This is a genomic window from Streptomyces sp. NPDC040622 (assembly GCF_055593965.1).
The window spans coordinates 292,252-315,688 of record NZ_JBVIXD010000006.1; the positions used below are offsets into that span (position 1 = coordinate 292,252).

General features: G+C 73.0%; 21 protein-coding genes and 2 pseudogenes. 10 read left to right on the plus strand and 13 right to left on the minus strand.

Annotated elements, in window-relative coordinates:
* Nucleotides 1-19: 19 nt before the first annotated feature.
* From ACZ592_RS19070 to ACZ592_RS19080, 3 genes are all read right to left on the minus strand, one after another.
* A complete protein-coding gene (locus tag ACZ592_RS19070) occupies nucleotides 20-844 on the minus strand; it encodes an enoyl-CoA hydratase/isomerase family protein (RefSeq protein WP_471582726.1) in 825 nt (274 codons plus the stop codon).
* A 181-nt stretch (nucleotides 845-1,025) separates the two neighbouring features.
* Complete coding sequence (locus ACZ592_RS19075; RefSeq protein ID WP_471582727.1) at nucleotides 1,026-3,251, minus strand: acetate--CoA ligase family protein; 2,226 nt, start codon at nucleotides 3,249-3,251, stop codon at nucleotides 1,026-1,028.
* 535 nt (nucleotides 3,252-3,786) lie between these two features.
* Complete coding sequence (locus tag ACZ592_RS19080; protein WP_471582728.1) at nucleotides 3,787-4,968, minus strand: flavin-containing monooxygenase; 1,182 nt, start codon at nucleotides 4,966-4,968, stop codon at nucleotides 3,787-3,789.
* Between the two features lie 496 nt (nucleotides 4,969-5,464).
* Here ACZ592_RS19080 and ACZ592_RS19085 point away from each other — a divergent pair, with 496 nt between their 5' ends.
* Nucleotides 5,465-5,908: a Zn-ribbon domain-containing OB-fold protein gene (locus ACZ592_RS19085; RefSeq protein ID WP_471582729.1), complete on the plus strand. Its 444-nt coding sequence runs from the start codon at nucleotides 5,465-5,467 to the stop codon at nucleotides 5,906-5,908.
* 313 nt (nucleotides 5,909-6,221) lie between these two features.
* Complete coding sequence (locus ACZ592_RS19090) at nucleotides 6,222-7,064, plus strand: GNAT family N-acetyltransferase (RefSeq protein WP_471582730.1); 843 nt, start codon at nucleotides 6,222-6,224, stop codon at nucleotides 7,062-7,064.
* Nucleotides 7,065-7,127: 63 nt separating this feature from the next.
* On the opposite strand, the gene ACZ592_RS19095 is transcribed toward ACZ592_RS19090, so the two are convergent.
* Together ACZ592_RS19095 and ACZ592_RS19100 are read right to left on the minus strand one after the other, a co-directional pair.
* A complete protein-coding gene (locus ACZ592_RS19095) occupies nucleotides 7,128-7,841 on the minus strand; it encodes a pyridoxine/pyridoxamine 5'-phosphate oxidase (RefSeq protein WP_471582731.1) in 714 nt (237 codons plus the stop codon).
* A 107-nt stretch (nucleotides 7,842-7,948) separates the two neighbouring features.
* Nucleotides 7,949-8,329, minus strand: a complete 381-nt coding sequence (locus ACZ592_RS19100; RefSeq protein ID WP_471582732.1) for a hypothetical protein — start codon at nucleotides 8,327-8,329, stop codon at nucleotides 7,949-7,951.
* 65 nt (nucleotides 8,330-8,394) lie between these two features.
* Here ACZ592_RS19100 and ACZ592_RS19105 point away from each other — a divergent pair.
* Together ACZ592_RS19105 and ACZ592_RS19110 are read left to right on the plus strand one after the other, a co-directional pair.
* Nucleotides 8,395-8,535: pseudogene (locus ACZ592_RS19105) on the plus strand (Scr1 family TA system antitoxin-like transcriptional regulator); the annotation flags it as partial.
* Nucleotides 8,536-8,613: 78 nt separating this feature from the next.
* Nucleotides 8,614-8,937 (plus strand): DUF397 domain-containing protein, encoded by a 324-nt coding sequence (locus ACZ592_RS19110; protein ID WP_471583008.1) that lies wholly within the window; start codon nucleotides 8,614-8,616, stop codon nucleotides 8,935-8,937.
* A 32-nt stretch (nucleotides 8,938-8,969) separates the two neighbouring features.
* On the opposite strand, the gene ACZ592_RS19115 is transcribed toward ACZ592_RS19110, so the two are convergent.
* Together ACZ592_RS19115 and ACZ592_RS19120 are read right to left on the minus strand one after the other, a co-directional pair.
* Nucleotides 8,970-9,764, minus strand: a complete 795-nt coding sequence (locus ACZ592_RS19115; RefSeq protein ID WP_471582733.1) for an SDR family oxidoreductase — start codon at nucleotides 9,762-9,764, stop codon at nucleotides 8,970-8,972.
* A 139-nt stretch (nucleotides 9,765-9,903) separates the two neighbouring features.
* Entirely contained in the window at nucleotides 9,904-11,088 is a 1,185-nt protein-coding gene (locus ACZ592_RS19120) for a thiolase C-terminal domain-containing protein (RefSeq protein ID WP_471582734.1), read from the minus strand.
* Nucleotides 11,089-11,241: 153 nt separating this feature from the next.
* Here ACZ592_RS19120 and ACZ592_RS19125 point away from each other — a divergent pair, with 153 nt between their 5' ends.
* Complete coding sequence (locus ACZ592_RS19125; RefSeq protein WP_471582735.1) at nucleotides 11,242-12,573, plus strand: acyl-CoA dehydrogenase family protein; 1,332 nt, start codon at nucleotides 11,242-11,244, stop codon at nucleotides 12,571-12,573.
* Entirely contained in the window at nucleotides 12,573-13,097 is a 525-nt protein-coding gene (locus tag ACZ592_RS19130) for a nitroreductase/quinone reductase family protein (protein WP_471582736.1), read from the plus strand. Before ACZ592_RS19125 ends, ACZ592_RS19130 begins: the two co-directional genes overlap by 1 nt.
* A gap of 59 nt (nucleotides 13,098-13,156) precedes the next feature.
* On the opposite strand, the gene ACZ592_RS19135 is transcribed toward ACZ592_RS19130, so the two are convergent.
* On the minus strand, nucleotides 13,157-13,804 hold the full coding sequence (locus tag ACZ592_RS19135; RefSeq protein ID WP_471582737.1) for a TetR family transcriptional regulator: 648 nt from the start codon (nucleotides 13,802-13,804) through the stop codon (nucleotides 13,157-13,159).
* A gap of 157 nt (nucleotides 13,805-13,961) precedes the next feature.
* Between ACZ592_RS19135 and kbpA the strand changes: the two genes are divergently transcribed.
* Both kbpA and afsK read left to right on the plus strand, forming a co-directional pair.
* Nucleotides 13,962-14,735 (plus strand): AfsK-binding protein KbpA, encoded by a 774-nt coding sequence (gene kbpA, locus ACZ592_RS19140; protein ID WP_471582738.1) that lies wholly within the window; start codon nucleotides 13,962-13,964, stop codon nucleotides 14,733-14,735.
* A 270-nt stretch (nucleotides 14,736-15,005) separates the two neighbouring features.
* A complete protein-coding gene (afsK, locus tag ACZ592_RS19145) occupies nucleotides 15,006-17,393 on the plus strand; it encodes a protein serine/threonine kinase AfsK (protein WP_471582739.1) in 2,388 nt (795 codons plus the stop codon).
* A gap of 168 nt (nucleotides 17,394-17,561) precedes the next feature.
* Here the strand turns inward: afsK and ACZ592_RS19150 are convergent, their stop codons facing one another.
* Entirely contained in the window at nucleotides 17,562-18,200 is a 639-nt protein-coding gene (locus tag ACZ592_RS19150; RefSeq protein WP_471582740.1) for a hypothetical protein, read from the minus strand.
* 110 nt (nucleotides 18,201-18,310) lie between these two features.
* Between ACZ592_RS19150 and ACZ592_RS19155 the strand changes: the two genes are divergently transcribed.
* On the plus strand, nucleotides 18,311-18,769 hold the full coding sequence (locus ACZ592_RS19155) for a hypothetical protein (protein ID WP_471582741.1): 459 nt from the start codon (nucleotides 18,311-18,313) through the stop codon (nucleotides 18,767-18,769).
* Between the two features lie 36 nt (nucleotides 18,770-18,805).
* Here ACZ592_RS19155 and ACZ592_RS19160 read toward each other — a convergent pair whose 3' ends face one another.
* From ACZ592_RS19160 to ACZ592_RS19170, 3 genes are read right to left on the minus strand one after another with little or no spacing between them, the layout of a single operon-like run.
* A complete protein-coding gene (locus tag ACZ592_RS19160; protein ID WP_471582742.1) occupies nucleotides 18,806-19,594 on the minus strand; it encodes an enoyl-CoA hydratase/isomerase family protein in 789 nt (262 codons plus the stop codon).
* The gene (locus tag ACZ592_RS19165; protein ID WP_471582743.1) at nucleotides 19,591-20,043 is read right to left on the minus strand and encodes a Zn-ribbon domain-containing OB-fold protein; all 453 of its coding nucleotides are present in this window, start codon (nucleotides 20,041-20,043) and stop codon (nucleotides 19,591-19,593) included. The genes ACZ592_RS19160 and ACZ592_RS19165 overlap by 4 nt, the downstream gene beginning before the upstream one ends.
* A 59-nt stretch (nucleotides 20,044-20,102) precedes the next feature.
* On the minus strand, nucleotides 20,103-21,254 hold the full coding sequence (locus ACZ592_RS19170) for a lipid-transfer protein (RefSeq protein ID WP_471582744.1): 1,152 nt from the start codon (nucleotides 21,252-21,254) through the stop codon (nucleotides 20,103-20,105).
* A 172-nt stretch (nucleotides 21,255-21,426) separates the two neighbouring features.
* On the opposite strand from ACZ592_RS19170, the gene ACZ592_RS19175 reads away from it, so the two are divergent.
* Nucleotides 21,427-23,043, plus strand: a complete 1,617-nt coding sequence (locus ACZ592_RS19175; RefSeq protein ID WP_471582745.1) for a FadD3 family acyl-CoA ligase — start codon at nucleotides 21,427-21,429, stop codon at nucleotides 23,041-23,043.
* On the opposite strand, the pseudogene ACZ592_RS19180 reads toward ACZ592_RS19175, so the two are convergent.
* Nucleotides 23,042-23,416 (minus strand): annotated as a pseudogene (locus tag ACZ592_RS19180) (VOC family protein); the annotation flags it as partial. The gene ACZ592_RS19175 and the pseudogene ACZ592_RS19180 sit on opposite strands and share 2 nt — an antisense overlap.
* Between the last annotated feature and the right edge of the window lie 21 nt (nucleotides 23,417-23,437).

Genomic DNA, 23,437 nt, shown 5'->3' on the forward strand with positions numbered 1-23,437 from the left:
AGGGGGCCGAGGCCGGAAGTCAGCGGCCCCGGTACGAAGGTGAGCGGCGCTCGACGAAGCTCGCCACGCCCTCGTTCGCGTCCGCCGTGGTCATGTTGATCTCCTGGGCCGCGGCCTCGGCCGCGAAGGCCGTCGCGCGGTCCGACTCCAGGGACGCGTTGACCAGTTGCTTGGTCAGCGCGAGGGCCCGCGTCGGCCCCGCCGCGAGCCGCTCCGCCCATGCGCGTGCCGTCTTCTCCAGCTCGTCGGCCGGTACGACGCGGTTGACGAGGCCCATCCGTTCGGCGTCGGCGGCGGAGACGGAGTCACCGAAGAACATCAGCTCCTTGGCCCGCTGCGGTCCGATCAGCCGGGGCAGCAGATACGCGCCGCCGCCGTCCGGCACGAGGCCGCGCCGCACGAACACCTCGATGAACCTGGCCGGTTCGGCCGCGACGACCAGGTCGCAGGCGAACGCCAGGTGCGCGCCGATCCCGGCAGCCGTGCCGTTCACCGCGGCGATCACCGGCTTCTCGCAGTCGAGGACCGCGGCGACGAGCCGCTGTGCGCCCCGGCGGATCGTGCGGGCGACGTCGCCGGGCACCCGCTCGCCCGTGGCGGGCGCCCCGCGCAGGTCGGCCCCGGCGCAGAACCCCTTGCCGGTCGCGGTGATCACGACGGCCCGGACGTCGGGGTCGGCGGAGGCCTCGCCGAGCAGCGCGATGACGCGTTCGCGCTGGTCCCAGGTGACGGCGTTCATGGCTTCCGGCCGGTTGAGCGTGATCCATGAGACGGCGTTGTCAGTGGTGTGCCGTATCAATGAGTCGAGGGGGTCCTGATGCTCGGGGGAGGCTGAGGCTGTCATGGGGGAGTGGCTCCGTTTCGTACGAGGGCGGGCGCGGGCGCGGGGGCGGGATCGGGTGCAGGTGGGGGTGGTGCCGTGGGTGTGGGCATGGGTGTGGGTCGGGGGGCGGGCCGGGGCGTGGGCGTGGGCACGGCCTTGGGTACGGGTCCGGGTCTGGGTCTGGGTCTGGGTCCGGGGAGGCTTACTGGCAGACGGCGAACGCGTCGAGTGCGACCGCTCCCTGTCCCCGGGGCAGCACCATCAGGGGATTGATGTCCAACTCGGACAGGTCGTCCCCGAGTTCGAGCGCCATGCGCTGCACCCGCAGCACGACCTCGACCAGAGCGTCGACGTCGGCGGGCGGTGCGCCCCTGACCCCGTCGAGCAGGGCGGCCCCGCGCAGTTCGGACAGCATCGCCTGCGCCTGGTCCTCCCCGAAGGGCGGCACCCGCACGGCCGCGTCCCGGAGGACTTCGACGAGCACGCCGCCGAGTCCGACCGTCACGGTCGGCCCGAACAGCGGGTCCTGGGTGACGCCGACGACCATCTCGACGCCCCGCTCGACCATCTGGCAGACCAGGATGCCGTCCAGCGCGATGCCCTCGTAGCGGGCGATGTCCGTGAGTTCCCGATAGGCGTCCCGCACCTGGCTCGCCGAGGTCAGTCCGACCTTCACCAGGCCCAGTTCGGTCTTGTGCGCGAGCTGGTGGCCCGACGCCTTCATGACCACGGGGTAGCCGACGAGCCCGGCCGCCCGCACGGCCGCCGCCGCGCTGGTCACCAGCTGCTCCCGCGGCACCCGGATCCCGTACGCGCGCAGCAGCTGCTTCGCCGCGTGCTCGCTGAGCTGCTGGCCGGGCCGCATCAGGGCCTGCGCCTTGCGGAAGGAGGGGGACGGGGTGCGCGGCGCCTCGTCGAAGGGGGAGCGGTAGCCGGCCGTGAAGCGGTGGTGGTCCAGATAGGCGCGCACCGCCGTGATGCAGTTGGCGAACGTGCGGAAGGTGGCGACACGCGAGGAGCCGAGGAGCGTCGTGCGGTAGGCGTCCTCGGTGCCGACCGGCGACCCCCACACCACGCACACCAGCTTGTCCGTCTGCTCCGCCGCGTCCACCAGGTCCTGTGCGAGCTTGTCGCTCATCGGCGGGAAGGGGCCGGTGATCGGACAGATCAGCACCCCCACCTGCGGGTCGTCGAGAATCGCGTCGATGATCTTCCTGCCGCGCCAGTCACCGACGGGGTGCCCGCCGTTGTCGACGGGGTTGGCGACGTTCAGGTACGCGGGTATCCACTCGTGCAGCTCCGCCTGCTTGGCGTCGGAGAGCGTGGGCAGCGAGAGCCCCGCCTCGGTCGCCAGGTCCGAGAAGTGCGCGCCCGTGCCGCCCGAGATCGAATAGACGACGACGCCGTCGGCCTGCGGCTTGCGGGCCCGCGCCAACAGGGCGGAGGTGTCCTGGAGTTCGTCGAGTCCGTCCACGCGGATCACGCCGAACTGCCGCATCGCCGCGTCCACCACCGTGTCGGCGCCGGTCAGTTTGCCGGTGTGTGAGGCGGCCATGCGGGCGCCGGTCTCGGTGCGGCCGACCTTCACGGCGACGACGGGCACACCGCGCCGGGCGGCCCGGTCGGCTGCGAGCAGGAAGGCGCGGCCGTCCTTGAGCCCCTCGACGTAGCAGGCGATGGCGCCGACCTCGGGCCGCTCGGCGAAGTAGGAGATGAAGTCGGAGGTCTCCAGGTCGGCCTCGTTGCCGGTGGGCGCCCAGTGGGAGAGGCGTACGCCGAGCTCCTGCATGGTGAAGACGGGGCGGCCCTGGTGGCCGGACTGGGTGATCAGTGCGATGGCGGGACCTTCGAGGTCGTCGCGGAACTTCTCGAAGGCGTTGAGGTTGGTGTTCGGCCCCAGCAGCCGCAGGCCCGAGCGCCGCACGGCGTCGGCGAGCCGGTCCTGCGCGGCCGCTCCCGCCTCGCCGGTCTCGGCGAACCCGGAGGCGAAGGCGACGGCGAACCGCACCTTCTCCTCGGCGAGCTGCTCGATGACGGGGAGCGGGTCGCCGACCAACAGCACGGCAAGATGGACCTGTTCGGGCAGGTCGGCGACGGACGGGAAGCAGGGGATGTCGAAGACGGACGGACGCGTGGGGTGTACGGGGTACAGGCGCGCGCCGACCCGCTCGGCCCAGCCGATGAGCTGGCGGGTGATGCCGGTGTTGGGCCGCCCCTCGGCGTCCGACGCGCCCACGACGGCGACGGAGGCGGGGCGGAAGAATCGGTCGAGGTCGGGTACGTCGGCGTACAGCGGCCTACCGCTGACGTCCAGGTCGTCCGCCGTGACGGCCCTGCCGTGGACGGCGCGAGGAGGGAGTTCGCCGCAGGCCACAACATGCGCGCGGCGGGGGTCGGTGGTGAAGGTGCCGTGAGTCGATCCAAGCATCGGTCCGCCCGCTCCTGTGTGACAGCATTAACTGACGCATAGTCAGATTACTGAACTGACGCTGTGTCAGGAATGGGGCTGCAGGCAAAGCCTGCACGCGGAAAGGGCGCGGCGGGCGGGGTGAGGGCGGACGCACGGGTCGCGCGAGGCCGCTCCCCTCCACGGAAGCGCAGAATCCGGACGGTGCCAAGGTCGCGATTCGGACGGGTGGGGTGGAGGGGGCGGCGGGGGTGGAGGGGTTGGAGGGGGGCGGGTGAATCGGTTGTTGAGGGTGTTGCTGAGCGGTGAGGCGGCGAGCTGGCCCGGCTGCCTGGGGGTTCGGTGATCCGGTGGCTTGGTGCTCCGTTGCTCCGGTGGCCCGGTGGCTGGCGGTCCGGCTGTCTGGCGGTCCGGCGGCCTGCGGTCCGGTGGCCTGGCGGTCCGGTGGCCTGGCGGTCCGGCGGCCCCGCGGCCCTGCGGCCCTGCGGCCCCGCGGCCCTGCGGCCCCGCGGCCCTGCGGCCCCGCGGCCCGGTGGTCCGGGCGGGCGGGGTGGGGTCAGGTGGTTCGGGAGGTGTGCGCGGACTTCGCTATGGCCTTGGCGATCTTCTCCGCGTCCAGGGCCATCTCGCGGAACATCCCGCTGATCGGGTTTGTGAAGCCGGTGAAGTACAGGCCGGGCGCCTGCTTCGGGGTGCGGCGGCCGTGGACGGTCGGGCGCCCGCGCGCGTCGAGGATGCCGAAGTCGCCGATGAGGCCTTCGAGGGCGCGCCGGTAGCCGGTCGCGGCGATGACGACGTCCGGGCCGATCCGGGTGCCGTCGGCGAGGACGACCTTGTTGTCCTCGAACGACTCCACGGTGGCGACCGGTTCGACCCGGCCCTTGCGTACGGCGTCGATCAGGCCGACGTCCTGCACCGGGATCGCACCCTGCCTGGCCCGCGAGTACAGGCCGGTGTCCGGGCGTGGCAGACCCTTGGCCGCGAGGTCGGGAACGCTGATCTTCGCCACGGGCCCCGCGAGACGGTCGACCAGGGGGGCCGGAAGCCGTCGGCACAGGATGCCGGTGCGCTGGGCGGGCCAGCCCGCCGTGGAGCGGCGCACGATGTGCGGGGCGGTGCGTACCGCGAGGCGGACCCGGGCGGCGCCGCCCTCGATGAGGTCGACGGCGATCTCGGCGCCGGTGTTGCCGACGCCGACGACGAGGACGTCCTTGCCCGCGTAGGGCAGGGGGTTGCGGTAGTGGCGGGCGTGCAGGAGTTCGCCGGTGTAGGCGTCGCGGCCGGGCCAGTCCGGCAGGTGGGGCGTGTGGTTGTAGCCGGTGGCGACCACCACCGCGCTGCCCGTGAGCTCCCGCCCGCCGGTGGCGCGCAGCAGCCAGCCGCTCCCGTCGGCGGCGCGCTCGAGGCCGGTCACCTCGACGCCGGTGACGACGTCGAGCTGGTGGTGTTCGGTGTACTTCTCCAGGTAGCGGACGACGTTGTCGCGCGACACCCAGCGCCCGAAGGACCGGGGTATGGACAGTCCGGGCAGGGCGGAGAGGCGGCGGGTCGTGTGGAGGTGGAGGCGGTCGTAGTGGCCGCGCCAGGAGGCGCCGACGCGTTCGGACTTCTCCAGGACGACCGCGCGGACGCCGCGTGCGCGCAGGGCCGCCGCGGCGGCGAGCCCGCCGGGTCCGCCCCCGATGACGTACACGGGGTGGTCCTGCCGGAGCGTAAGCGGAGGGTTGGAGTCGGCCATGACTGGAGAGTAACCGCGCGATTACTTGATGGGTGACGGACAAGTCCGAAACCGGTTGCGAATTGATCACGCCGTGCGGGGCGGACGGGCGGGGCGGGCAGTGCGCCCCTTGCGCATCGGGCAGCCGGTGCGCTGAACTGACGTACCGTCAGGGAAGCGAAAACACGTCATCACCGCCCCGGGCAGGCTCAGCCGCGCCACGCACCCGATCCGTCCCGGCCGCGCGGAGCCGACCGGCGGCACCTCGGCCCGGGGCCCGGGGCGCGGTGGCCGAGGAGCGGAGGGGGGAGAGCGAGAAAGGCTGGTTCGGCTTCTTCCTCGGGGCACGTCCACGCTCCGGCGGAGCCGCACGGCACGCTCCGGCAGGGCCGCACGTCCACGCTCCGGCGGAGCCGCACGTCCACGCCCTGGCAGGGCCGCACGTCTACGCCCCGGCGGAGCCGCACGTCCATACCCCGGCGGCCTGGTATCCCGACAACGCGATCGGACTCTTCTGATGAGCACGGAGCAGCGCGCCGAGCCGCGCTTCGACCTTCCCGAGATCGACGCCTTCACCCGCCCCTACTGGGACGCCGCGGCCGAGGGCCGGCTGCTGATCCGCCGTTGCGGGGCGTGCGGCGAGGCCCACCATTATCCGCGCGAGTTCTGCCCGCGCTGCTGGAGCGAGGACGTCGCCTGGGAGACCGCGAGCGGCCGCGCCACGCTCTACACGTGGTCCGTCGTGCACCGCAACGACCTGCCGCCCTTCGGCGGCCGTGTCCCCTACACGGCCGCCGTCGTCGACCTCGCCGAGGGCCCGCGCATGATGACGGAGATCGTCGACTGCCACGAAGGCGCGCTGCGCATCGGGATGCCGGTGCGGGTGACGTTCCGGGAGGCGACGGAGAAGGCGGCGGAGGGGGTGGCGGTCGCGGTGTTCGCGCCGGTGGGGGAAGGGTGACGAGGTGGTGTTCGGGCGGGGGGCCGGGCGGTGAGCGGGGTCGGGCGGTGAGCGGGGCCGGGACGCCCGGTCGCCGCTATACGCGAGCACCAAGGTGGCGCGCTGAAGGGGCGTGCTGAAGGGGCGCGCTAAAAAGGAGGCGCGTTCCGGGGGCTCCGGTGGACCATGGTTCATGACTCGTCACCCTTCTGACCGTTCAGGTCATGCGTCTCCGTCGGCTAACCCGTCGGCGTCCCCGGGCTCTTCGGTGCCAGTGACCTCGTCGCTGCCGTCAGGTCCTTCGGGGACTGAAGGCGCAGGGCGCGGCTGGCAGTTGACCGAGGACCTTGAGGTCTTCCTCGCGCGGGGCGCCGCGTTCCTGGCGTCCGAGCCCGCGCTGCACACCGTGCTGCTCAGCGTCTCCGAGACCCTGCGCCGACGGGGGCTGCGGGCGTACGGGGGAGGGGCGCCCCTCTTCGGAACGTACTCCGATGCCGGCGGCGCCGTCCGCGGTGCCTTCGTACGGACCCCTCCGCACCGCGTGGCCCTCAGCCCCCTCACTCCCGAGGCCGCCGACGCCCTCGCCCCACGGCTCGCCGCGGCCGGTCCGGGCCTGCCCGGTGTCGCCGCCGACCGCGACACCGCCGAGTCCTTCGCCGCCGCCTGGGAGAAGCACACCGGGGCGGCCACCGAGCTCGACGTCAGCCAGCGCCTGTACCGCCTCGGCACCCTCACCCCGCCCGATCCCGCACCGGCCGGCCGCGCCCGGGTCGCCGCCGAGGAGGACCGGGAGCTGCTGGGGCGCTGGGTCGAGGAGTTCGGTGAGGCCGTGGGCGAGCGTCCCGCGATGGACCCCCGCGACTGGGCGGACGCCCGCATCGCCTATGGCGGCGCCACCCTCTGGGAGACCCCCGACGGCACCCCCGTCGCCCTGGCCGGCGCCACCCGGCTCATCGCGGGCCAGATCCGCGTCGCCCCCGTCTACACCCCAGAGTCCCGCCGTGGGCGCGGCTACGGCGGCGCCGTCACCGCCGCCGTCACCCGCGCCGCCCTCGAAGCGGGCGCGGCCGAGGTACTGCTCTTCACCGACCTGGCCAACCCGACCAGCAACAGCCTCTACCAGCGCCTCGGCTACCGTCCGGTCCGGGACTTCGCGCAGTACGACTTCAGAGGGTGAGGCGAGGGGGGCGACGGGCGCGGTGGGTGTGCGGGGCGTGCGGGGCGTACCGGGCGCGCCGGATCACGGCCACAGCAGCTCCCTGACCCAGGCGCTCCCCTCGCGCCGCTCGGCCCCTGTTCCCGGCTGAGCCTTCCGGTACCGCAGGCGTACATGGCGGCGCCTCGCGTCGCCCTGGAAGAACTCCACCTCCAGCGGGTCCAGGACGTACAGCGTCCACGTCGGGGCATCCGCGTCCGGCTCCGCCCGCGCCCGCTCCCAGGCGGCCGTGGACGAACGGTCCAACTCCTCGTACGTATCGAGGACTTCGCTCTGTCGTCCCACCAGCGCCGCCGCCAGCGCGCCGGTCGACCGGGCGTGCAGGTCGGCGAGGCCCTCGGCGTGCGGTGCCGTGGTGACCCGGCCCTTGATCCGGATCTGCCGGCCCTGCGACGCCCAGTAGAAGTGCAGGGCGGCCTCGGGCCTGGCCGCGAGCTGACGTCCCTTCGTGCTGCTCGCGTGCGAGGCGAAGTGCCAGCCGTGGCCGTCCGCGTCGTGCAGCATCACGGTCCGCACGTCGGGGCCGCCGTCCTCGGCCACCGTCGCCAGCCCCATGGTGTGGGGCTCGGCCTGCCCGGCGGCCACCGCCTGAGCGAACCACGTGTGGAAGAGCGGCAGCGGATCGGCCGGGGCCCGCGCGGGGTCGAAGGCGGGCAGCTCGATGTCCCAGACCTTCCGGGACCGGAGCAGGGCGTGGAAGTCGTCATGGGAGACGGGCGGGGGAACAGGTGCGGTCATGCGTCGATTCTGCCCCGCGACTGCTTTCCGGCCGCCTTCCCGCCTTGCCGCCCTCCCGCTTCGCGCGCGACGCGCGCCTCCCACCTTTCTCGCGCTTCGTGCCCCGGTCATTCGTCCTCCCCGACGAGCTGCGCCATCAGTACGCCGTGCAGCAGCTCCGCGTCCACGAAGTCGCCCGCCTCCGGCGCCCCGCACCGCCGGCTCAGCGGATAGGTGTTGCCCCGCGCCGCCGGAACGCCGATGTACTGGTCCCGCGCGGCCGGTCCGAGGCAGGTGGCCCCGGGCGGCCAGGCGAAGTCCCCGCTTGTTCCGGGCGCGAGCAGGAAGTACGTCCAGCGGCCCCCGGACACCTCGCGGATGACGGGCCCCGGGTCGCCCTCCGTGAGCGCGGCGAGATGGTGCCGGACGGCCTCGCCGCGTACACCCCGGACGCGGATGGCGTCGAAGTGCACGCCGGTGAGGCGGAGTTGCAGGCCCGAGCGGGGCACCCATTCAGGGGTGAGTTCGTTCGTCGCTGGATGCGCGGGGTGCGCTGAAGCCCTGCATTCCGCTGATGGAGGAGGAGAAGTATCCGCCCACGTTTGTGGGGTGGGTGCGGCTGGAGAGGACGGCGGCGAGCATTGGCGCGTACGAACCCATGCTGTTCCCGGGAATGTTGCAGACCGAGGACTGTATCCGCGCGCTGTACGAGGAGCGGGTGCCACAACTGGCGGGCCCAGGCGCTCACGCCCCGGAATTCCGCGGAACTGATCGAGAGGATGGCGGGGAAGCTGTGAACAGCGAGTTGGCGTGGTTCAAGAGCAGCTACAGCGGCAACGAGGGCGGCGACTGCGTAGAGATCGCTTACACCTGGCGCAAGTCCAGCTACAGCGGCAACGAGGGCGGCGATTGCGTAGAGATCGCCTACACCTGGCGCAAGTCCAGCCACAGCAACAATGAGGGCGGCGCCTGCGTCGAGGTCGCCACCTGCCCCCACGCCGTCCACATCCGTGACTCCAAGACCGCTCACGAGGGCGGGCCCACCTTCACGGTCGGGCCCACCGCGTGGACCACGTTCCTGGCGGCGGCCGCCGCAGGGCAAGAGAACAGGGCATAGAGGCGCTCCCCCGTCCCGCAGCGTTCCGGCACCTACGCGGTGGTGGCGATGCCGCCGTCGACGGGGATCACGGCGCCCGTCAGGTACGCGCCTGCCCGGCTGGCGAGGAACACGGCGACACCCGCCATGTCGTCGTCGCGGCCGATCCGGCGCAGAGGGGCCGACGCCGCGATCGCCTCGCCGAACTCATCGAGGGTCGCGGCCATCATCTCCGACGGGAACGGTCCCGGCGCCACGGCGTTGACGGTGACGTGCTGCGGTCCCAGTTCCTTGGCGAGCACCCGGGTGAGCTGATGCAGGGCGGCCTTGCTGCTGGAGTACGAGTAGTTGGGCCGCTGGGGGATGTGGATGGCGGCGATGCTGCCGATGTTGATGATCCGCGCGGGACCGTCGGCCGTGCCCGCCTTGCGGAGCGCCGGCAGCAGCGCCTGGACCAGCCAGAACGGCGACTTCAGGTTGAGGTCGACGACCGTGTCCCAGGCCGCGTCCGGGAAGGTCTCCAGCGGCTCGTCCCACATGGCGCCCGCGTTGTTGACGAGGATGTCGAGGCGCTCCGAGCCGGCGGTGACGAGGTCGGACAGCCGCCGGCACTCGTCGTGGCGGGACAGGTCGGCGGGGATGGCCAGCACCTCACCGAAGGCGGACAGTCGTTGCTGCGCCTGAGCGCATGCTTCTGTGCTGCGTGAGCTGATGACCACGTCGGCGCCCGCCTGGAGAAGGCCGCGCGCGATCATCAACCCGATGCCCCGGGTGCCACCGGTGACGAGCGCGCGCTTCCCGCGCAGGTCGAAGAGTTCTGCATGCGTCGTGAACTGGTTGTCTGCCACTTGCCGTCTTTTCGGTTGGTGGTGCGGGATGACGCGTCGACGCGTGGGGTGTTCGCTTCAGCTGTCGCAACGCTATGGCCTTGGAGTGCACTCCAAGCAAGCGGACCAGGCTCCCGGCGGACCGACAGCCCCTGGGCGTCTACCGGCCCAGGACCACCGTCCCGGACGAGCAGAACCAGCCGCCCGTCCCTGACGCCACCGCCAGCTCGGGCACGCTGCCGTCGGCCCGGAACACCTGCCGGCCCTCGCCCGCCTCGCCGCGGAGCTGGCGTACGGCTTCCACCAGCAGGAACAGGCCGCGCATGCCCGGGTGTTGGGCGGAGAGCCCGCCGCCGTCCGTGTTCGTGGGAAGCGCTCCGTCCCGCAGCAGCCGCCCCTTCTCCACGAAGGCGCCGCCCTCGCCCTTCGCGCAGAACCCGAGATCTTCGAGCGTCACCAGCGTCATGTACGTGAAGGCGTCGTAGATCTCGGCGATGTCGATGTCGTCCGGCGTGACCCCCGCCCGTTGGAAGGCGAGCCGTCCGCTCACCGCCGCCGGGGACACCGTGAAGTCGTCCCACTCGGACATCGTGGTGTGCGAGACGTGTTCGCCCGCACCCAGCACCCACACCGGAGCGGCCGCGCTGTCCGGCACGTACTCCTCGGCGGCGAGCAGCACCGCGCAGCCGCCGTCGGAGCGTATGCAGCAGTGCAGTTTGGTGAACGGGTCCGCGATCATGGGGCCGTCGAGCACCTCGTCGACCGTGATCGGGTCGCGGAACATCGCGTCCGGGTTGGTCGCCGCGTTGGCGCGGGCCTGTACGGCCACGGAGGCGAGCTGTTCCAGGGTCGTGCCGTACTCGTGCATGTGGCGGCGCGCGGCCATCGCGTACTTGGCGATCAGGGAGTGCCCGTAGGGGACCTCGAACTGCAGAGGGCCCCGGGCGCCGAAGGAGAGGTTCGAGGTGCGGCGTCGGGCCTTGATGTCGGCGCGGGCCGTCGAGCCGTAGACGAGGAGCACGGCGTTCGCGCGGCCCGCCGCGATGGCCTCCGCGGCGTGGGCGGCCATGACCTCCCAGGTGGCGCCGCCGACCGAAGTGGAGTCCACCCAGCGGGGCTTGAGGCCCAGATACTCGGCGACCTCGACGGGCGCCAGCGTGCCGAGGCCCGCCGACGCGATGCCGTCGATGACGTCACGGCCGAGTCCGGAGTCGGTGAGGGCGCGGCGGGCCGCCTGGGCGTGCAGGGCGTAGGGCGTGGCCTCGTCGACCCGGCCGCAGTCCGAGAGGGCGACACCGACGACGGCGACCTTGCGGGGCGTGGTGCGGGTGGCAGCAGCAGACATGAATCTGACGGTACATCAGATACGGGGGTCGGGAGAGAGGGCCGGTTCGCGTCGTGTGACGTCGCCGGTCTGTGCATATCGGCGCCGCCGTCCTAGCATGACGGCCCGTCAGATCTGGGTCCGGGCCACCGTGCCCGGGGGAGGAGCCTGCCGATGGACGCCGCCTTCAGCGCGGAACAGGGCGAGATCCGCCGCACCCTTCGCGAAGTGATCAGCAAGCGGTGCGGACCCGACGAGGTCAAGGCGGCGGTGCGCACCCCGGCCGGCCATGACGCCGCCCTGTGGACCGCCCTCGCCGAGCAGCTGGGACTGCCCGGCCTCGCACTCCCCGACGCGTACGGGGGAGTGGGCTGCACGACAGCGGAACTCGCCCTGGGAAGTGAGGAATTGGGGCGCGCCCTCGCGCCCACCCCGCTCTTCGCCACCGCCGTCCTCGCCGCCCCGCTGATCCTCGCGCTCGGCACCGACGAGCAGCGCGCCGACGTCCTTCCCCGTATCGCCGGGGGTGAGCTGACTGCGGCGCTCGCCGTCCCCGGCACCGGGCTCGCCACGGCGCTCGGCCTCGTCGGCGACAACAGCGGCGACTGGGCGGGCGGCGGTCGCGCGGGCGGCGTGCAGGCGCGGCTCCGTGACGGGGTGTGGCGGCTGTACGGGCAGGCCGAGCAGGTCGTCGACGGGCACAGCGCGGGGCTGCTCGTGGTCGCCGCGCACGCGGGAGGCTTCGCGCGGTCCCGCACGCTCCTCTTCCTCGTGCGCGCGGGGGCATCCGGCATGGCGCGGACGCGGCAGACCTCCATGGACGAGACCCGGACCCAGGCGCGGGTGGAACTGCGGGACGTGGAGGCCGAGTTGCTCGGTGTCGACGAGGCCGACGTGCCGGGCGTGCTCGGCGCCGTCGGGGACGTCGCGGCCACCGTCGTCGCCGCCGAGGCCGTCGGCGCCGCGGACCGGGCCCTGGAGCGGACGGTCGAGTACGTGCAGCAGCGCGAGCAGTTCGGCCGCGCGATCGGCTCCTTCCAGGCGGTCAAGCACCGCCTCGCGGACGTGTACGTGCAGGTCCAGGCGGCGCGGTCGGCCGCCTACTACGCGGCGTGGGCCGCGGGCGCGGAGGCCGCCGGGTTCGGCGGGCAGGGCGCCGAACGGGCCGGCGGGCTCGCGCTCGCGCAGGGCCTCGACGCGCTGCGGACCGCAGCGTCCGAGGCGGTGCAGCTGCACGGCGGCATCGGGTTCACCTGGGAGCACGAGGCGCACCTGTACTTCAAGCGGGCGTCCAGCGACGAGTTGCTCTTCGGGCCCGTGCACCGGTTGCGGGCACGGGCGGCGGAACGGGCCCGGCTCTTCGAGGGGCCCGTCGCCGAGCCGGAGCCGGCGGAGGGGGGTGGGGGCGCCGACACGGGTCCCACGGATCCGGCGGGCCCCGAGTCCCGTGAGGCACCCGCCGCCACCGGGCCCCTCAGGGCCGCCGATGTCGGCGGGGCCGCCTGATGCCGCCCGGACGGCGCCTGGTGCAGAAGATGTCGTCCACCCGCGCCTTCGCGAAGATCGCACCGCACTTCATCCCCGCGATGGACCGCACGGTGCACCGCCTGACCCGCGGCAAGGTGCTGCTGAGCGCGCAGATGCTGCCCGGCGTCATCCTGACCGTGCGCGGCGCGAAGAGCGGACTGCCCAGACGTACGCCCTTGGCCTGCATGCCGGAGAACGGTGCGGGCGACAGGGGCGGGGGTGGCGGCGGCAAGGCCGCGGGAGGGTCGCGCACGGACAGCTGGCTTCTCGTCGGGTCCAACTTCGGGCGCCCGGGCCACCCCGCGTGGACCGCCAATCTGCTCGCCAGCCCCGACGCCGACGTCAACTGGCAGGGCGCCGACATCCCGGTGCGGGCGCGGCTGCTCGTGGGGGAGGAGAGGGCGCGGGCCTGGGAGGCGGCGCTGAAGTTCTGGCCCCCGTACGCCACGTATCAAGCACGTGTGGAGCGGGAGATACGGCTGTTCCGGGTGGAACGGCGCTGAGTGCGCGACGGCGGATCACCCCTCGGTGATCCGCCGCCAGCTGACAGGACGCGCTCGGGCTACTTCGTCGGCTTCTTGCCGGTTACGCCCAAATGCACCAACAGTGCCAGATTCGGCTTCAGTTCGGCCTGCTTGACGCCCCACGACTGGAAGCCACGCTGGTGCGAGGCGACCGCCGCGAGCATCGCGACGAGGGAGCCCGCCATCGCCGCGGGGCTGACGTCCTTGTCGACCTTGCCCTTGGCCTGCAGCTCCTTGACGCTTTCCGTAAGGGAGTTGTTGACCGAATTGAGAATCTTCATCCGGATCTTGTAGAAGCGCTTGTCACCCTCGGCGGCGCCCAGATCGACGACCCGGAGGATCGCGTCGTTCTTGCGCCAGAAGTCGAGGAAGCCCTCGACGAGATCCTGGGAGGTCTGCCAGCCGGCCTTGCCGACCCAGGAGCGCCCGTCGAGCAACTGGGTCAACTCGGCGCCCTCGGCGGCCATATGCTCCGCGATCTCGAGAACGGCGCCTTCCACGTCCGGGAAGTACTGGTAGAAGGTCGCGGGTGAAGTCCCCGCCTTCCGTGCGACGTCGATGACTTTGACGTCCCGGTAGGGCGAGGAGCTGAGCATCTCGCTGAGGCAGTCGAGCAGCTTCTGACGCGTCGCCTGACCACGCCGCCCTGCCACGCGGCCGTCGACGGTACGTACCTGTCCTGTCATGCCGTCAGCTTACCGAGGGGTGATCGGAGCGCGATTCGGCCGAGTGCAAATGGGGTTGGAGCGCATGAGTGCGGCGGAGGAGGCACCCCACGGAAATTGGCCACATGTTCGAATTCATGTGCTGCGGGTCCCGGGGAGGGCGGCTAGCTTGACTGGCATGGACTACGCAGAGGGCGTGCCCTGCTGGGCCGACGCGATGCTCCCCGACGTCGAGGCGGGCAAGCGGTTCTACGGTGAGCTCTTCGGGTGGACCTTCGGCACGAGCGGCGCCTACGGGAACGCCGCCCTGGCGTACGGCGACGGACAGCCCGTCGCCGCGCTCGCGCCCAAGGCGGACGGCCGCATGCCGACCGTGTGGACGGTGTACCTGGCCACCCCGGACGCGGCGGCGCTCACCGCCCGCGTCAAGGAGGCGGGCGGCTCCGTGATCAGGGAGGCGATGCCCGTCGGCCCTGACGGCTCGCTGGGGACGACGGCCCTCGTCGCCGACCCCGAGGGCGCCGTCCTCGGGCTCTGGCAGGGCGGCACGCACCCGGGCTTCGGCAAGCGGCGGCAGCCCGGGTCCTTCTGCTGGACCGAGGTGTACGCGCGGGACAAGAACGTGGTCGACCCCTTCTACGAGGACGTCTTCCGATACGGCGGCTTTGACCTCGACCTGGACGGCGAGGACTTCCGCACCTGGTCGCCCGAAGGCACCCCGCCCGGCCCCGGCACGGCGGTCGGCGGACGCGCCCTGCTGGCCGGGAGCGCGCCCGCCGAGCTGCCCCCGTACTTCCTCGTCTACTTCCAGGTCGTCGACGCCGACGCCACGGCCGCCGCCGTGACCCGGCTCGGCGGGCGGGTGCGGACACCGCCCTTCGACATTCCGTACGGGCGCATGGCGGTGTTCACCGACGATCAGGGGGCGGAGTTCGCCGTACTCCAGGGCTGACCCGGCGCCTGTGGCAGTTCTCCGACCGGTCCGGGCGGGGCCCGGCGGGGCCGGAAGCGGGTCGAAGCGGACCGTAGCGGGCCGAGGGTGACCGGCGCGGAGGCTTTCCCGCGTGGGATTTGTCCCCAGACACCCCGATCCCGCCCCGGGTTCGCCACGACCGCCTCGGACAGGAAGAATCAGGGTGCGTGCCGCCGTAGCGGCTCGGTGGTGAGACGCTGCACGGGGCTGTCTTCTTCGGCGGCCGCGTACGGGGAGGTGGCAGGGCAAGTGGTGGATCAGCTGACGCAGCACGATCCGAGGCGGATCGGCCCGTTCGAGGTGCTCGGCCGACTCGGTGCCGGTGGCATGGGTCTGGTCTATCTCGCGCGCTCCGCGTCGGGCAGGCGCGTGGCGATCAAGACGGTGCGGACCGAGCTCGCCGAGGACCAGCTGTTCCGCGTCCGCTTCACGCGCGAGGTGGAGGCCGCCCGTGCCGTGTCCGGGTTCTACACGGCGGCCGTGGTGGACGCCGACCCCCGGGCCGCCGTGCCCTGGCTCGCCACCGCCTACGTCCCCGCGCCCTCCCTCGAAGAAATAGTGAATGAACACGGGCCGCTGCCCACCCAGGCGGTGCGCTGGCTGGCGGCGGGCGTGGCCGAGGCCCTGGAGTCCATCCACGGCGCGGGCCTGGTCCACCGTGACCTCAAGCCGTCCAACGTCCTCGTCGTCGAGGACGGACCGCGCGTCATCGACTTCGGCATCGCGTCCGGCGTCTCCAACACGCGGCTGACCATGACGAACGTCGCCGTCGGCACGCCCGCGTACATGTCGCCCGAACAGGCGAAGGACTCGCGCAGCGTGACCGGCGCCAGCGACGTCTTCTCCCTCGGCTCGACCCTCGTCTTCGCCGCGACCGGGCACGCGCCGTTCCACGGCGCCAACCCCGTCGAGACCGTCTTCATGCTGCTCAGGGAGGGTCCCGACCTCGCGGGGCTGCCCGACGAGCTGCGGCCCCTCATCGAGTCCTGCATGAAGATGGAGGCCGCGCTGCGGCCCTCGCCCGCCGACCTCCAGGCGCAGCTCGCCCCCCACCTCTTCGCCTCCGAGAGCGCCGACAACGACGACAGCGGCACGGCGTCCGCCTGGCTGCCCGAGCGGGCCGTCGCGCTCATCGAGGCCCGCCGCGGCGGTCGCCCGCCCGCCCGCGTGCCCGCCACCGCCGGCCGCAGCGGGGGCCGGGGCGCCGCCCCCGCCGTGTCCGCCGCGCCCGTCACCGCGCCGCCGCCCCCGCAGCAGCCGCCGCCCGCACCCTCCCGGCCGCCCTTCGCGGCCACCCCCGACGCCGGGCCCGTACGGCTCGCCGGGGCGAAGGTGTCCATCGGACCCGGGCCCCGGCTGGCCGACGTCCGAGGCACGGCCGCCGTGCCCGGCGACGGCGGGCTCGCCGCCTCCTGGTCGCGCTCCTCCGCCCACCGTCCCGGCAACAACGGCGTCGACCCGGCCGCCGCGGCCGTACCCGCCCCCGCCCCCGCGCCCGACGCGGGCACCACCTGGCGGCCCTGGCGCTTCCGGATGTCCAACGACGTCTGGGGCACCCCCGCCGTCGCGGGCAACCTCGTCTACGTCACCTCCTTCGAAGTCCACGCGCTGGACGTCGGCACCGGCCGCCGCAGCTTCAAGACCCGCGACGTCGCCTGGTCCATGTCGGTGGCCGACGGCCGTATCCACGCGTCCGACGGCCCCACGCTCTACGCCCTCGACGGCTCCGACGGCTCCGACCTGTGGCGGCTGCCGACCGACGCCTGGGTGTACTCCCTCCAGGCCGACCGGGGCACCGTCGTCACCGGCACGCGCGGCGGCGGCGTCCAGGCGTGGGAGGCGGCCAACGGCGAGAAGCTCTGGGAGATCACCGGGGCGCAGACCGACTTCGAGACGCCGGAAGCCGGACCGATCGTCCAGGACGGCACGGTGTACGTCTGGAAGGACGCGCGGCTCCGGGCCCTGGAGGCGCGCACCGGCGAGGAACGCTGGTCCTACCCCGTCGGCGACGCGGCCTCCTGCGGGGGCGTGCCGGTGCGGCTCAGCCAGGCGCAGGACGGGTACGTGTACGTGGCCGCGGGCAGCCGCGTCCTCGCGATCGACGTCGCGGGCGGACACGTCCGCTGGCACTTCGAGGCGCCCGCGGCCTTCCTCTGCCCGCCCGCCTTCGCGCCGGGACCCGCCGTCACCGGCGGCGGCGTGTACCTCGCCGACTACCTCGGCACGGTGTACGCCCTCGACGCGACGGACGGCCGCGACCGCTGGCGCATCGCCACGGAGTCCCGCTCCTCGACCGAACCGGTCCTCGTCGCCGACGGCCACGTCCACGTGGGCAGCGGCAAGGGCCTCTACACCCTCGACGCGGTCACGGGCACGCCGAAGTGGCGCTTCCAGGCGGGCGGCGAGGTCGTCGGCGCGCCCGTCGTCGCCGACCGCCGCATCCACTTCGGCTCCACGGACCACCTCCTCTACACCCTGAAGGCGGACGACGGCCGCCTCCGCTGGAAACTCGCCACCGGCGGCGAGATCACGGGGGCACCCGTGGTGCGGGACGGGGTGGTGTACGCGTGCAGCAAGGACCGGTGCGTGTACGCGCTGGACGCGGAGCGGGGTACGGGAACGGCGAGCAGGCCGTAGGCCTTGGACGGGGGCGTGGCTCGGGTGGCTCGGGGGCCGTCCCTGTCGGGCCCTGGCCCCTGCGGGCTGCGTTCTCCGTGGGCTGCGTTCTCCGTCTTCAGGTGCGGGCCGTCTCCGGCCTGCCCCGCCCCGATGCGCGGGGCTAGGACCGGACAGGGCTCCCGTCGCTCAGTTCCGAGGACGCCGCCAGGTCGCGCCCGACGGGGCGTCCGCGTCGTTGTCGCGGGGCACAGGGGTGTCGTCCTGGGCGGCCGGCGAAGAGCCGTCGTACGGGGCGGCGTGCGGTGCGGTCGCGTCGGCCCGGTGGGCCGGGGACCAGGACGGGTCGTCGAGTGTGGGGACCGTGGAACGGGGTGCCTCCCGTGCCTCCCGGTCCGCCGGGCGGCGACCCGCGCGGCCCGACATGAGCGCCGCGCCCAGCAGCAGCACCACCCCACCGCCGAAGGCGCTCAGCACGCCCTGCCCGAGCCCCGACCCGTCCCCGGACACGGACAGGCTGCCCTCCGCCTGCCCCTGGCGGACCATCCACAGCACCGTGAAGCCGAGCACGATCACGCCCGCGAGCGCCACGAGCAGCCGGGACCGCAGCACCAGGCCGATCACGGTCACCAGCGCCGCGAAGACGAAGGGAAGGAAGAGGGAGCCGAAGAGTTCCGAGCCCGCCCGGGTGATCCCCGTACCGGAGAACAGCTGGTCAAGGCGGTAGTCACGCCCGTGACGGCCGTCGTACCAGGCTTGGAAGGGGCTCCATACGGCGGCCGTCGCTCCGGCGAGAGCGAGGACCGACCCGAGGACGTTGCGGACCATGACGGGCCTCCTCGTGTGCGTGCGACTCGCAGTGCGCATTCCGTACGCGTCTCTCAAGATCGACGCTACGCCGGGTGCGTGACGCCCGCCACGCGGTCACACTGGCCCCCGTGACCGAGGAAGAGCGACACCGCGCACATCTGCGGGCCTGGTGGTCCCCTCGCCAAGGGCTCGACGGGTCCCTGACCGGCGCCTCCTGCGCCGACGTCCTCACCCGTACCGGCTGGGCCAGATCGGTCGGCGGCTCGGGCCCCTACCTGGGCCTGCGCGCCCGCTGCGGCGCCCTGCGGACGGAGGTCGACGACGCCGTCGCCCGGCTCGACATCCACGAGCTGCCCTCCGCCCGCGGCTGCGCGTACGTCCTGCCCGCCGCCTACGCGCTCGGCCTCACCGTCGGCGCGCACGCCCCGCGGGCCGAGGCCCGGCAGGCCGCCACGCACCTGGGCGTCACCGCCGGGGAACTGGACGCCCAGTGCGAGGCCGTCCGCGACGAACTCGGCGACGCCCGCCCCTTCAGCCTCGACTCGCCCAAGAGCCGCGCGCCCCGCGTCGCCGAGCTGCGGGGATGACCGGCCCGGCCGGGGTCCCACCCCTTCCCTCAGCCCTTACCTCGTCCGGAAGTCGCCGCTCCTGCGCTCCGTGAAGAGCTTCGCCTGCCGGTCCGGCGGCAGGTTCCCGAGCGCGATCAGGTGGGGCGCGTGCGCGAGGGCCTGCGTGCGGGCCGCCTCCTTCGCCGACCAGAGGGCCCGCACCGTGCCCTGCACCGCCTCCGTGGGATATCCGGCGATGGTCTCGGCGGCGCGCACGGCCGCCGCCAACGCCCCACCGGTGGGCGTCAGTTCGGAGACCAGTCCCGTCTCGTGGGCGCGGCGCGCGGAGAGCCGTTCCGCCGTGCCCATCAGCGCCATCCTCGCGACCTCGCCGAACGGCATGCGCTGCGCCATGTGGATCGCCTCGTACGCGCTGACCATGCCGTACGTGGTGTGCGGGTCGAAGAACGTGGCGTGCTCGTCGGCCACCACGAACTCGGCCTCGCCCAGCAGGTAGAAGGCTCCGCCGCACGCCATGCCGTTGACCGCGGCGATCACCGGTTTCCACAGGTCGTTCGCCTTCGGGCCGATCGCGACGAGCGGATCGTCGATCGTGTAGGGGGAGGGGGGCTGCGGGACGTCCGCGTCGCGGTCGATGCCCGTGCAGAACGCCTTCTCGCCCGCACCCGTCACCACCACCGCCCGCACGGTGTCGTCGAAGCGGAACCGCCGCCAGGCCGCGGCGAGTTCGGCGGCCGTCGCCACGTCGATCGCGTTGTGCCGCCCGGGCCGGTCCAGGGTGAGCACCGCCACGCCGGTGTCCGCGTCGACGGCCGTGCGCAGCGCGGCCCCCTGCGGCGTCACGGGCGCTCCAGGACCCAGCGCGGCACGACGGCCCCGCCGACGTCCGCGAAGACGACCTGCACCTTCGCGCCGATGCGCAGCCGTTCGGGCGCCACGGAGTTCAGGGCGGCGTCGGGGGCCGCGACGAGGTTGCCGACGAGCCGGATGCGGGGCGCGTCGGCGAGCTCGACGACGATCGCGTTGTACGGGGCCTGCTCGGCGTAGGCGGGCAGCAGGGGCGGGTGGGGGAAGACGTAGGACCAGATGCGGCCGCGGCCGCTCATCCTGCGCCACTCGCTGTCGAAGGACTGGCAGTGGGGGCAGCAGGGCCTCGGCGGGAAGCGCAGTTCGCCGCACGTCGCTTCCGCGCACGCCTGTATGCGGAGTTCCCCTTGGGCGGCGTACTCCCAGAAGGGGGCGCCGTCGTCGTCAGGGGTCGGGGTCAGGAGTTCGGGTGTCGCGTCTGCCATGTTCCGTCCTAGTCCGTCCGCGGGTTCGTCGTGGCTTTTCGCGCGGGTCCCCGCGCTCCTCAAGGGGCGCGCAGCAGCAAGGCTGAGGTCGGGACGCCCTCGCCGGCCGTCACCAGGCACGTCGAGGCGTTCGGGACCTGGGCCGTGCTCGTGCCCCGCAACTGCTTGACGCCCTCGTTGATGAGGTTGAAGCCGTGGACGTAGGCCTCGCTGAGGCCGCCGCCGCCCGTGTTGAGCGGGAGCCTGCCGCCGCTCTCCAGCGCGCCGCCCTCCGTGAACGCGCCGCCCTCGCCCCGGCCGCAGAAGCCGTAGCCCTCCAGGGACAGCGGGATGAGCGGGGTGAACGCGTCGTAGATCTGGGCCACGTCGACGTCCTGGGGCCCGAAGTCGGCCTGCTTCCACAGGTGACGGGCCGCCGTCCAGGCCGGTCCGGTCAGCGGGTCGTCGTTCCAGTAGTTGACCATGCCGTGGTGCTGGGCGGGCAGGCCCTGCGCGGTGGAGTGGACGTACACGGGCCGCTGCCGGCAGTCGCGGGCCCGCTCGGCGGAGACGATCACGCAGGCGAGAGCGCCGTCGGTCTCCAGGCAGTTGTCGAAGAGGCAGAGCGGCTCGCTGATCCAGCGCGAGGTCATATACATGTCGCGGGTCAGGGGGCGTTCGTACATCATCGCGGCCGGGTTCTGGTTGGCGCGGTTGCGGCAGGCGAGGGCGACGTTGAAGAGGTGGTCGCGGGTCGCGCCGTACTCGTGCATGTAGCGGCGGGCCAGCATGCCGATCTCGTCGGCGGGGCGCAGCAGGCCGAAGGGGCGCGTCCACTGGGCGGGGGTGGGGAGCTGGACGGCGGTGTTCTTCCAGGGGCGCGGGCCGCTGCCGCGCTTGCGGGAGCGCCAGGCGATGCCGACGCTCGCCTGGCCGGTCGCGATGGCGGCCGCGAGGTGCGCGACGGTCGCGCAGGAACCGCCGCCGCCGTAACCGACCTTGCTGAAGAAGGTCACGTCGCCCGCCCCGACGGCCTTGGCGACCTCGACCTCGTCGGTCTCCTCCATCGTGTACGAGGCGAACGCGTCGACCTCGGACGGGGCGATACCGGCGTCGTCGAGCGCGGCGACGATCGCCCGGCACGCCAACTCCTTCTCGCTCTGCGGAAGTTGTTTGGCAAACGGGGTCTGGCCGATCCCGACTATCGCAGTAGCGTCCTTGAGTGAAGCCATGGGCAACGGCACCTCCGGAGATCGGGCCCTGTCACGGCCCTGCGCCATGTCGCGGGAGTGTCCCGACTGCTGACAGCGCGTCAGGCTACAGCTAATCTGACGGTTAGTCAGCAACGGTGTATCCCCTGCTCGAACACAGTTGAGAGCGCGGGAAGCGTGGGAGGGACTTGTGATGCGCGGCGACCTGGAGTGGGGCAGCATCCCGGGACTTGTCCGGGCGGCCGTCGAGCGGTACGGCACGCGCGAGGCGGTCGTCGAGGGCCGCACCCGCCTGACGTACCGGGAACTGGGCGAGCGCGTGGAGCAGGCCGCGGCCGCCTGCATGGCGGGTGGCGTGGAGCCCGGCGACCGCGTCGCCGTCTGGGCACCCAACACCCTCGACTGGATCGTCTCCGCGCTCGGCGCCGTCACGGCCGGCGCGGTCCTCGTCCCCCTCAACACCCGCTTCAAGGGCGCCGAGGCGGCGTACGTCCTGGAGCGCAGCCGCGCCAAGATCCTCTTCATCACCGGCACGTTCCTCGGCACGTCCTACGTCGCCTCGCTGCGGCGCGCGGCGGCCGAGGGCCCCGGGGAGGGGCCGCTGCCCGGCCTGCCGCACCTGGAGCAGGTCGTCGTGCTCTCCGACGACGCCCCGCGGTCCTTCCGTACGTGGAAGGACTTCCTGGCGGGCGGCGACGCGGTGGACGCGGCCGCGGTCCGCACCCGGGCGGCGTCCATCGACGGCGGCGCGCCCTCGGACATCATCTACACCTCGGGCACGACGGGCCGCCCCAAGGGCGCCGTCATCACCCACGCGCAGACCCTGCGCTGCTACGACGTGTGGAGCGAGCTGGCCGGGCTGCGCGAGGGCGACCGCTATCTGATCGTGAACCCGTTCTTCCACACCTTCGGCTACAAGGCCGGGATCATCGCGTGCCTGATGCGGGGCGCGACGATGGTGCCGCAGCCGGTCTTCAACGTGGACACCGTCCTCGCGAACGTCGCCGCCGAACGCATCTCCGTCCTGCCGGGCCCGCCCACCCTGCACCAGTCGATCCTCGACCACCCCTCCCGCGACCAGCACGACCTGTCCGCGCTGCGGCTCGTGGTGACCGGCGCCGCCGTGGTGCCGCTGCAACTGGTGGAGCGGCTGCGGGCCGAGCTGCGCATCGCCACCGTCCTGACCGCGTACGGGCTCTCGGAGGCGAGCGGCATCGTCACGATGTGCCGGCGCGGCGACCCCGTCGAGGTCGTCGCAGAGACGTCGGGCCGGGCCATCCCCGACACGGAGGTGCGCGTGGTGACCCCCTCGGGCGAGCCGCTCGCGCCCGGCCACCCCGGTGAGGTCCTCGTCCGGGGCCACCACGTCATGCAGGGCTACTACGAGGATCCGGCAGGCACGGAACAGTGCATGACGCCCGACGGCTGGCTGCGCACCGGTGACGTCGGCGTCCTGGACAAGGAGGGCAACCTCCGCATCACGGACCGGATCAAGGACATGTTCATCGTCGGCGGCTTCAACGCGTATCCCGCCGAGATAGAGCAACTCCTCGGCCTGCACCCGGACGTGGCCGACATCGCGGTGATCGGAGTGCCGGACCCGCGGCTCGGCGAGGTCGGCAGGGCGTACGTGGTGCGACGGCCGGGGGCCGTGGCGACGGCGGACGACCTGATCGCCTGGGCGCGCCGGGAGATGGCCAACTACAAGGTGCCCAGGAGCGTCGCGTTCGTGCCGGAGCTGCCGAGGAACGCCAGCGGCAAGGTGGTCAAGGGAGAGCTGCGGGGGTCGGCTACGCTCCCGCGGCGATGAGCGCGGCCCGCTCGTCCTCGCCCAGCTCCACGCAGAACTCGTTGCCCTCCGGGTCGGTCAGGGTCACCCAGCCCCGGCCGTTCGGCCTGCGGTGATCCTCGTACACCCGCGCACCCAGTGCGAGGAGCCGCTCGACCTCCTCGTCGCGGGTGCGGTCCTGCGGCTGGAGGTCGACGTGCAGCCGGTTCTTGAGGGCCTTGGTGTCCGGCACGGTCACGAAGAGCAGCGTGAGCCCCGCCGACTCCACCAGGGCCTCGGGGTCACCGGGAACGTCGTCGTCGGCGAGCTTTCCGCCGAGGACCTCGGCCCAGAAGGCGCCCTGGCGGTAGGCGTCGTGGCAGTCGAAGGTGAGGTGGCGCACGAGAGAAGTCATGGGGGCACTATCCGTGGGTCC

Bases quoted from the DNA above. Each gene is read 5' to 3' on its own strand.
- ACZ592_RS19070 (WP_471582726.1), bottom strand. From the start codon at position 844: ATGACAGCCTCAGCCTCCCCCGAGCATCAGGACCCCCTCGACTCATTG.
- ACZ592_RS19075 (WP_471582727.1), bottom strand. From the start codon at position 3,251: ATGCTTGGATCGACTCACGGCACCTTCACCACCGACCCCCGCCGCGCG.
- ACZ592_RS19080 (WP_471582728.1), bottom strand. From the start codon at position 4,968: ATGGCCGACTCCAACCCTCCGCTTACGCTCCGGCAGGACCACCCCGTG.
- ACZ592_RS19085 (WP_471582729.1), top strand. From the start codon at position 5,465: ATGAGCACGGAGCAGCGCGCCGAGCCGCGCTTCGACCTTCCCGAGATC.
- ACZ592_RS19095 (WP_471582731.1), bottom strand. From the start codon at position 7,841: ATGACCGCACCTGTTCCCCCGCCCGTCTCCCATGACGACTTCCACGCC.
- ACZ592_RS19120 (WP_471582734.1), bottom strand. From the start codon at position 11,088: ATGTCTGCTGCTGCCACCCGCACCACGCCCCGCAAGGTCGCCGTCGTC.
- ACZ592_RS19125 (WP_471582735.1), top strand. From the start codon at position 11,242: ATGGACGCCGCCTTCAGCGCGGAACAGGGCGAGATCCGCCGCACCCTT.
- ACZ592_RS19130 (WP_471582736.1), top strand. From the start codon at position 12,573: ATGCCGCCCGGACGGCGCCTGGTGCAGAAGATGTCGTCCACCCGCGCC.
- ACZ592_RS19135 (WP_471582737.1), bottom strand. From the start codon at position 13,804: ATGACAGGACAGGTACGTACCGTCGACGGCCGCGTGGCAGGGCGGCGT.
- kbpA (WP_471582738.1), top strand. From the start codon at position 13,962: ATGGACTACGCAGAGGGCGTGCCCTGCTGGGCCGACGCGATGCTCCCC.
- ACZ592_RS19150 (WP_471582740.1), bottom strand. From the start codon at position 18,200: ATGGTCCGCAACGTCCTCGGGTCGGTCCTCGCTCTCGCCGGAGCGACG.
- ACZ592_RS19165 (WP_471582743.1), bottom strand. From the start codon at position 20,043: ATGGCAGACGCGACACCCGAACTCCTGACCCCGACCCCTGACGACGAC.
- ACZ592_RS19170 (WP_471582744.1), bottom strand. From the start codon at position 21,254: ATGGCTTCACTCAAGGACGCTACTGCGATAGTCGGGATCGGCCAGACC.
- ACZ592_RS19175 (WP_471582745.1), top strand. From the start codon at position 21,427: ATGCGCGGCGACCTGGAGTGGGGCAGCATCCCGGGACTTGTCCGGGCG.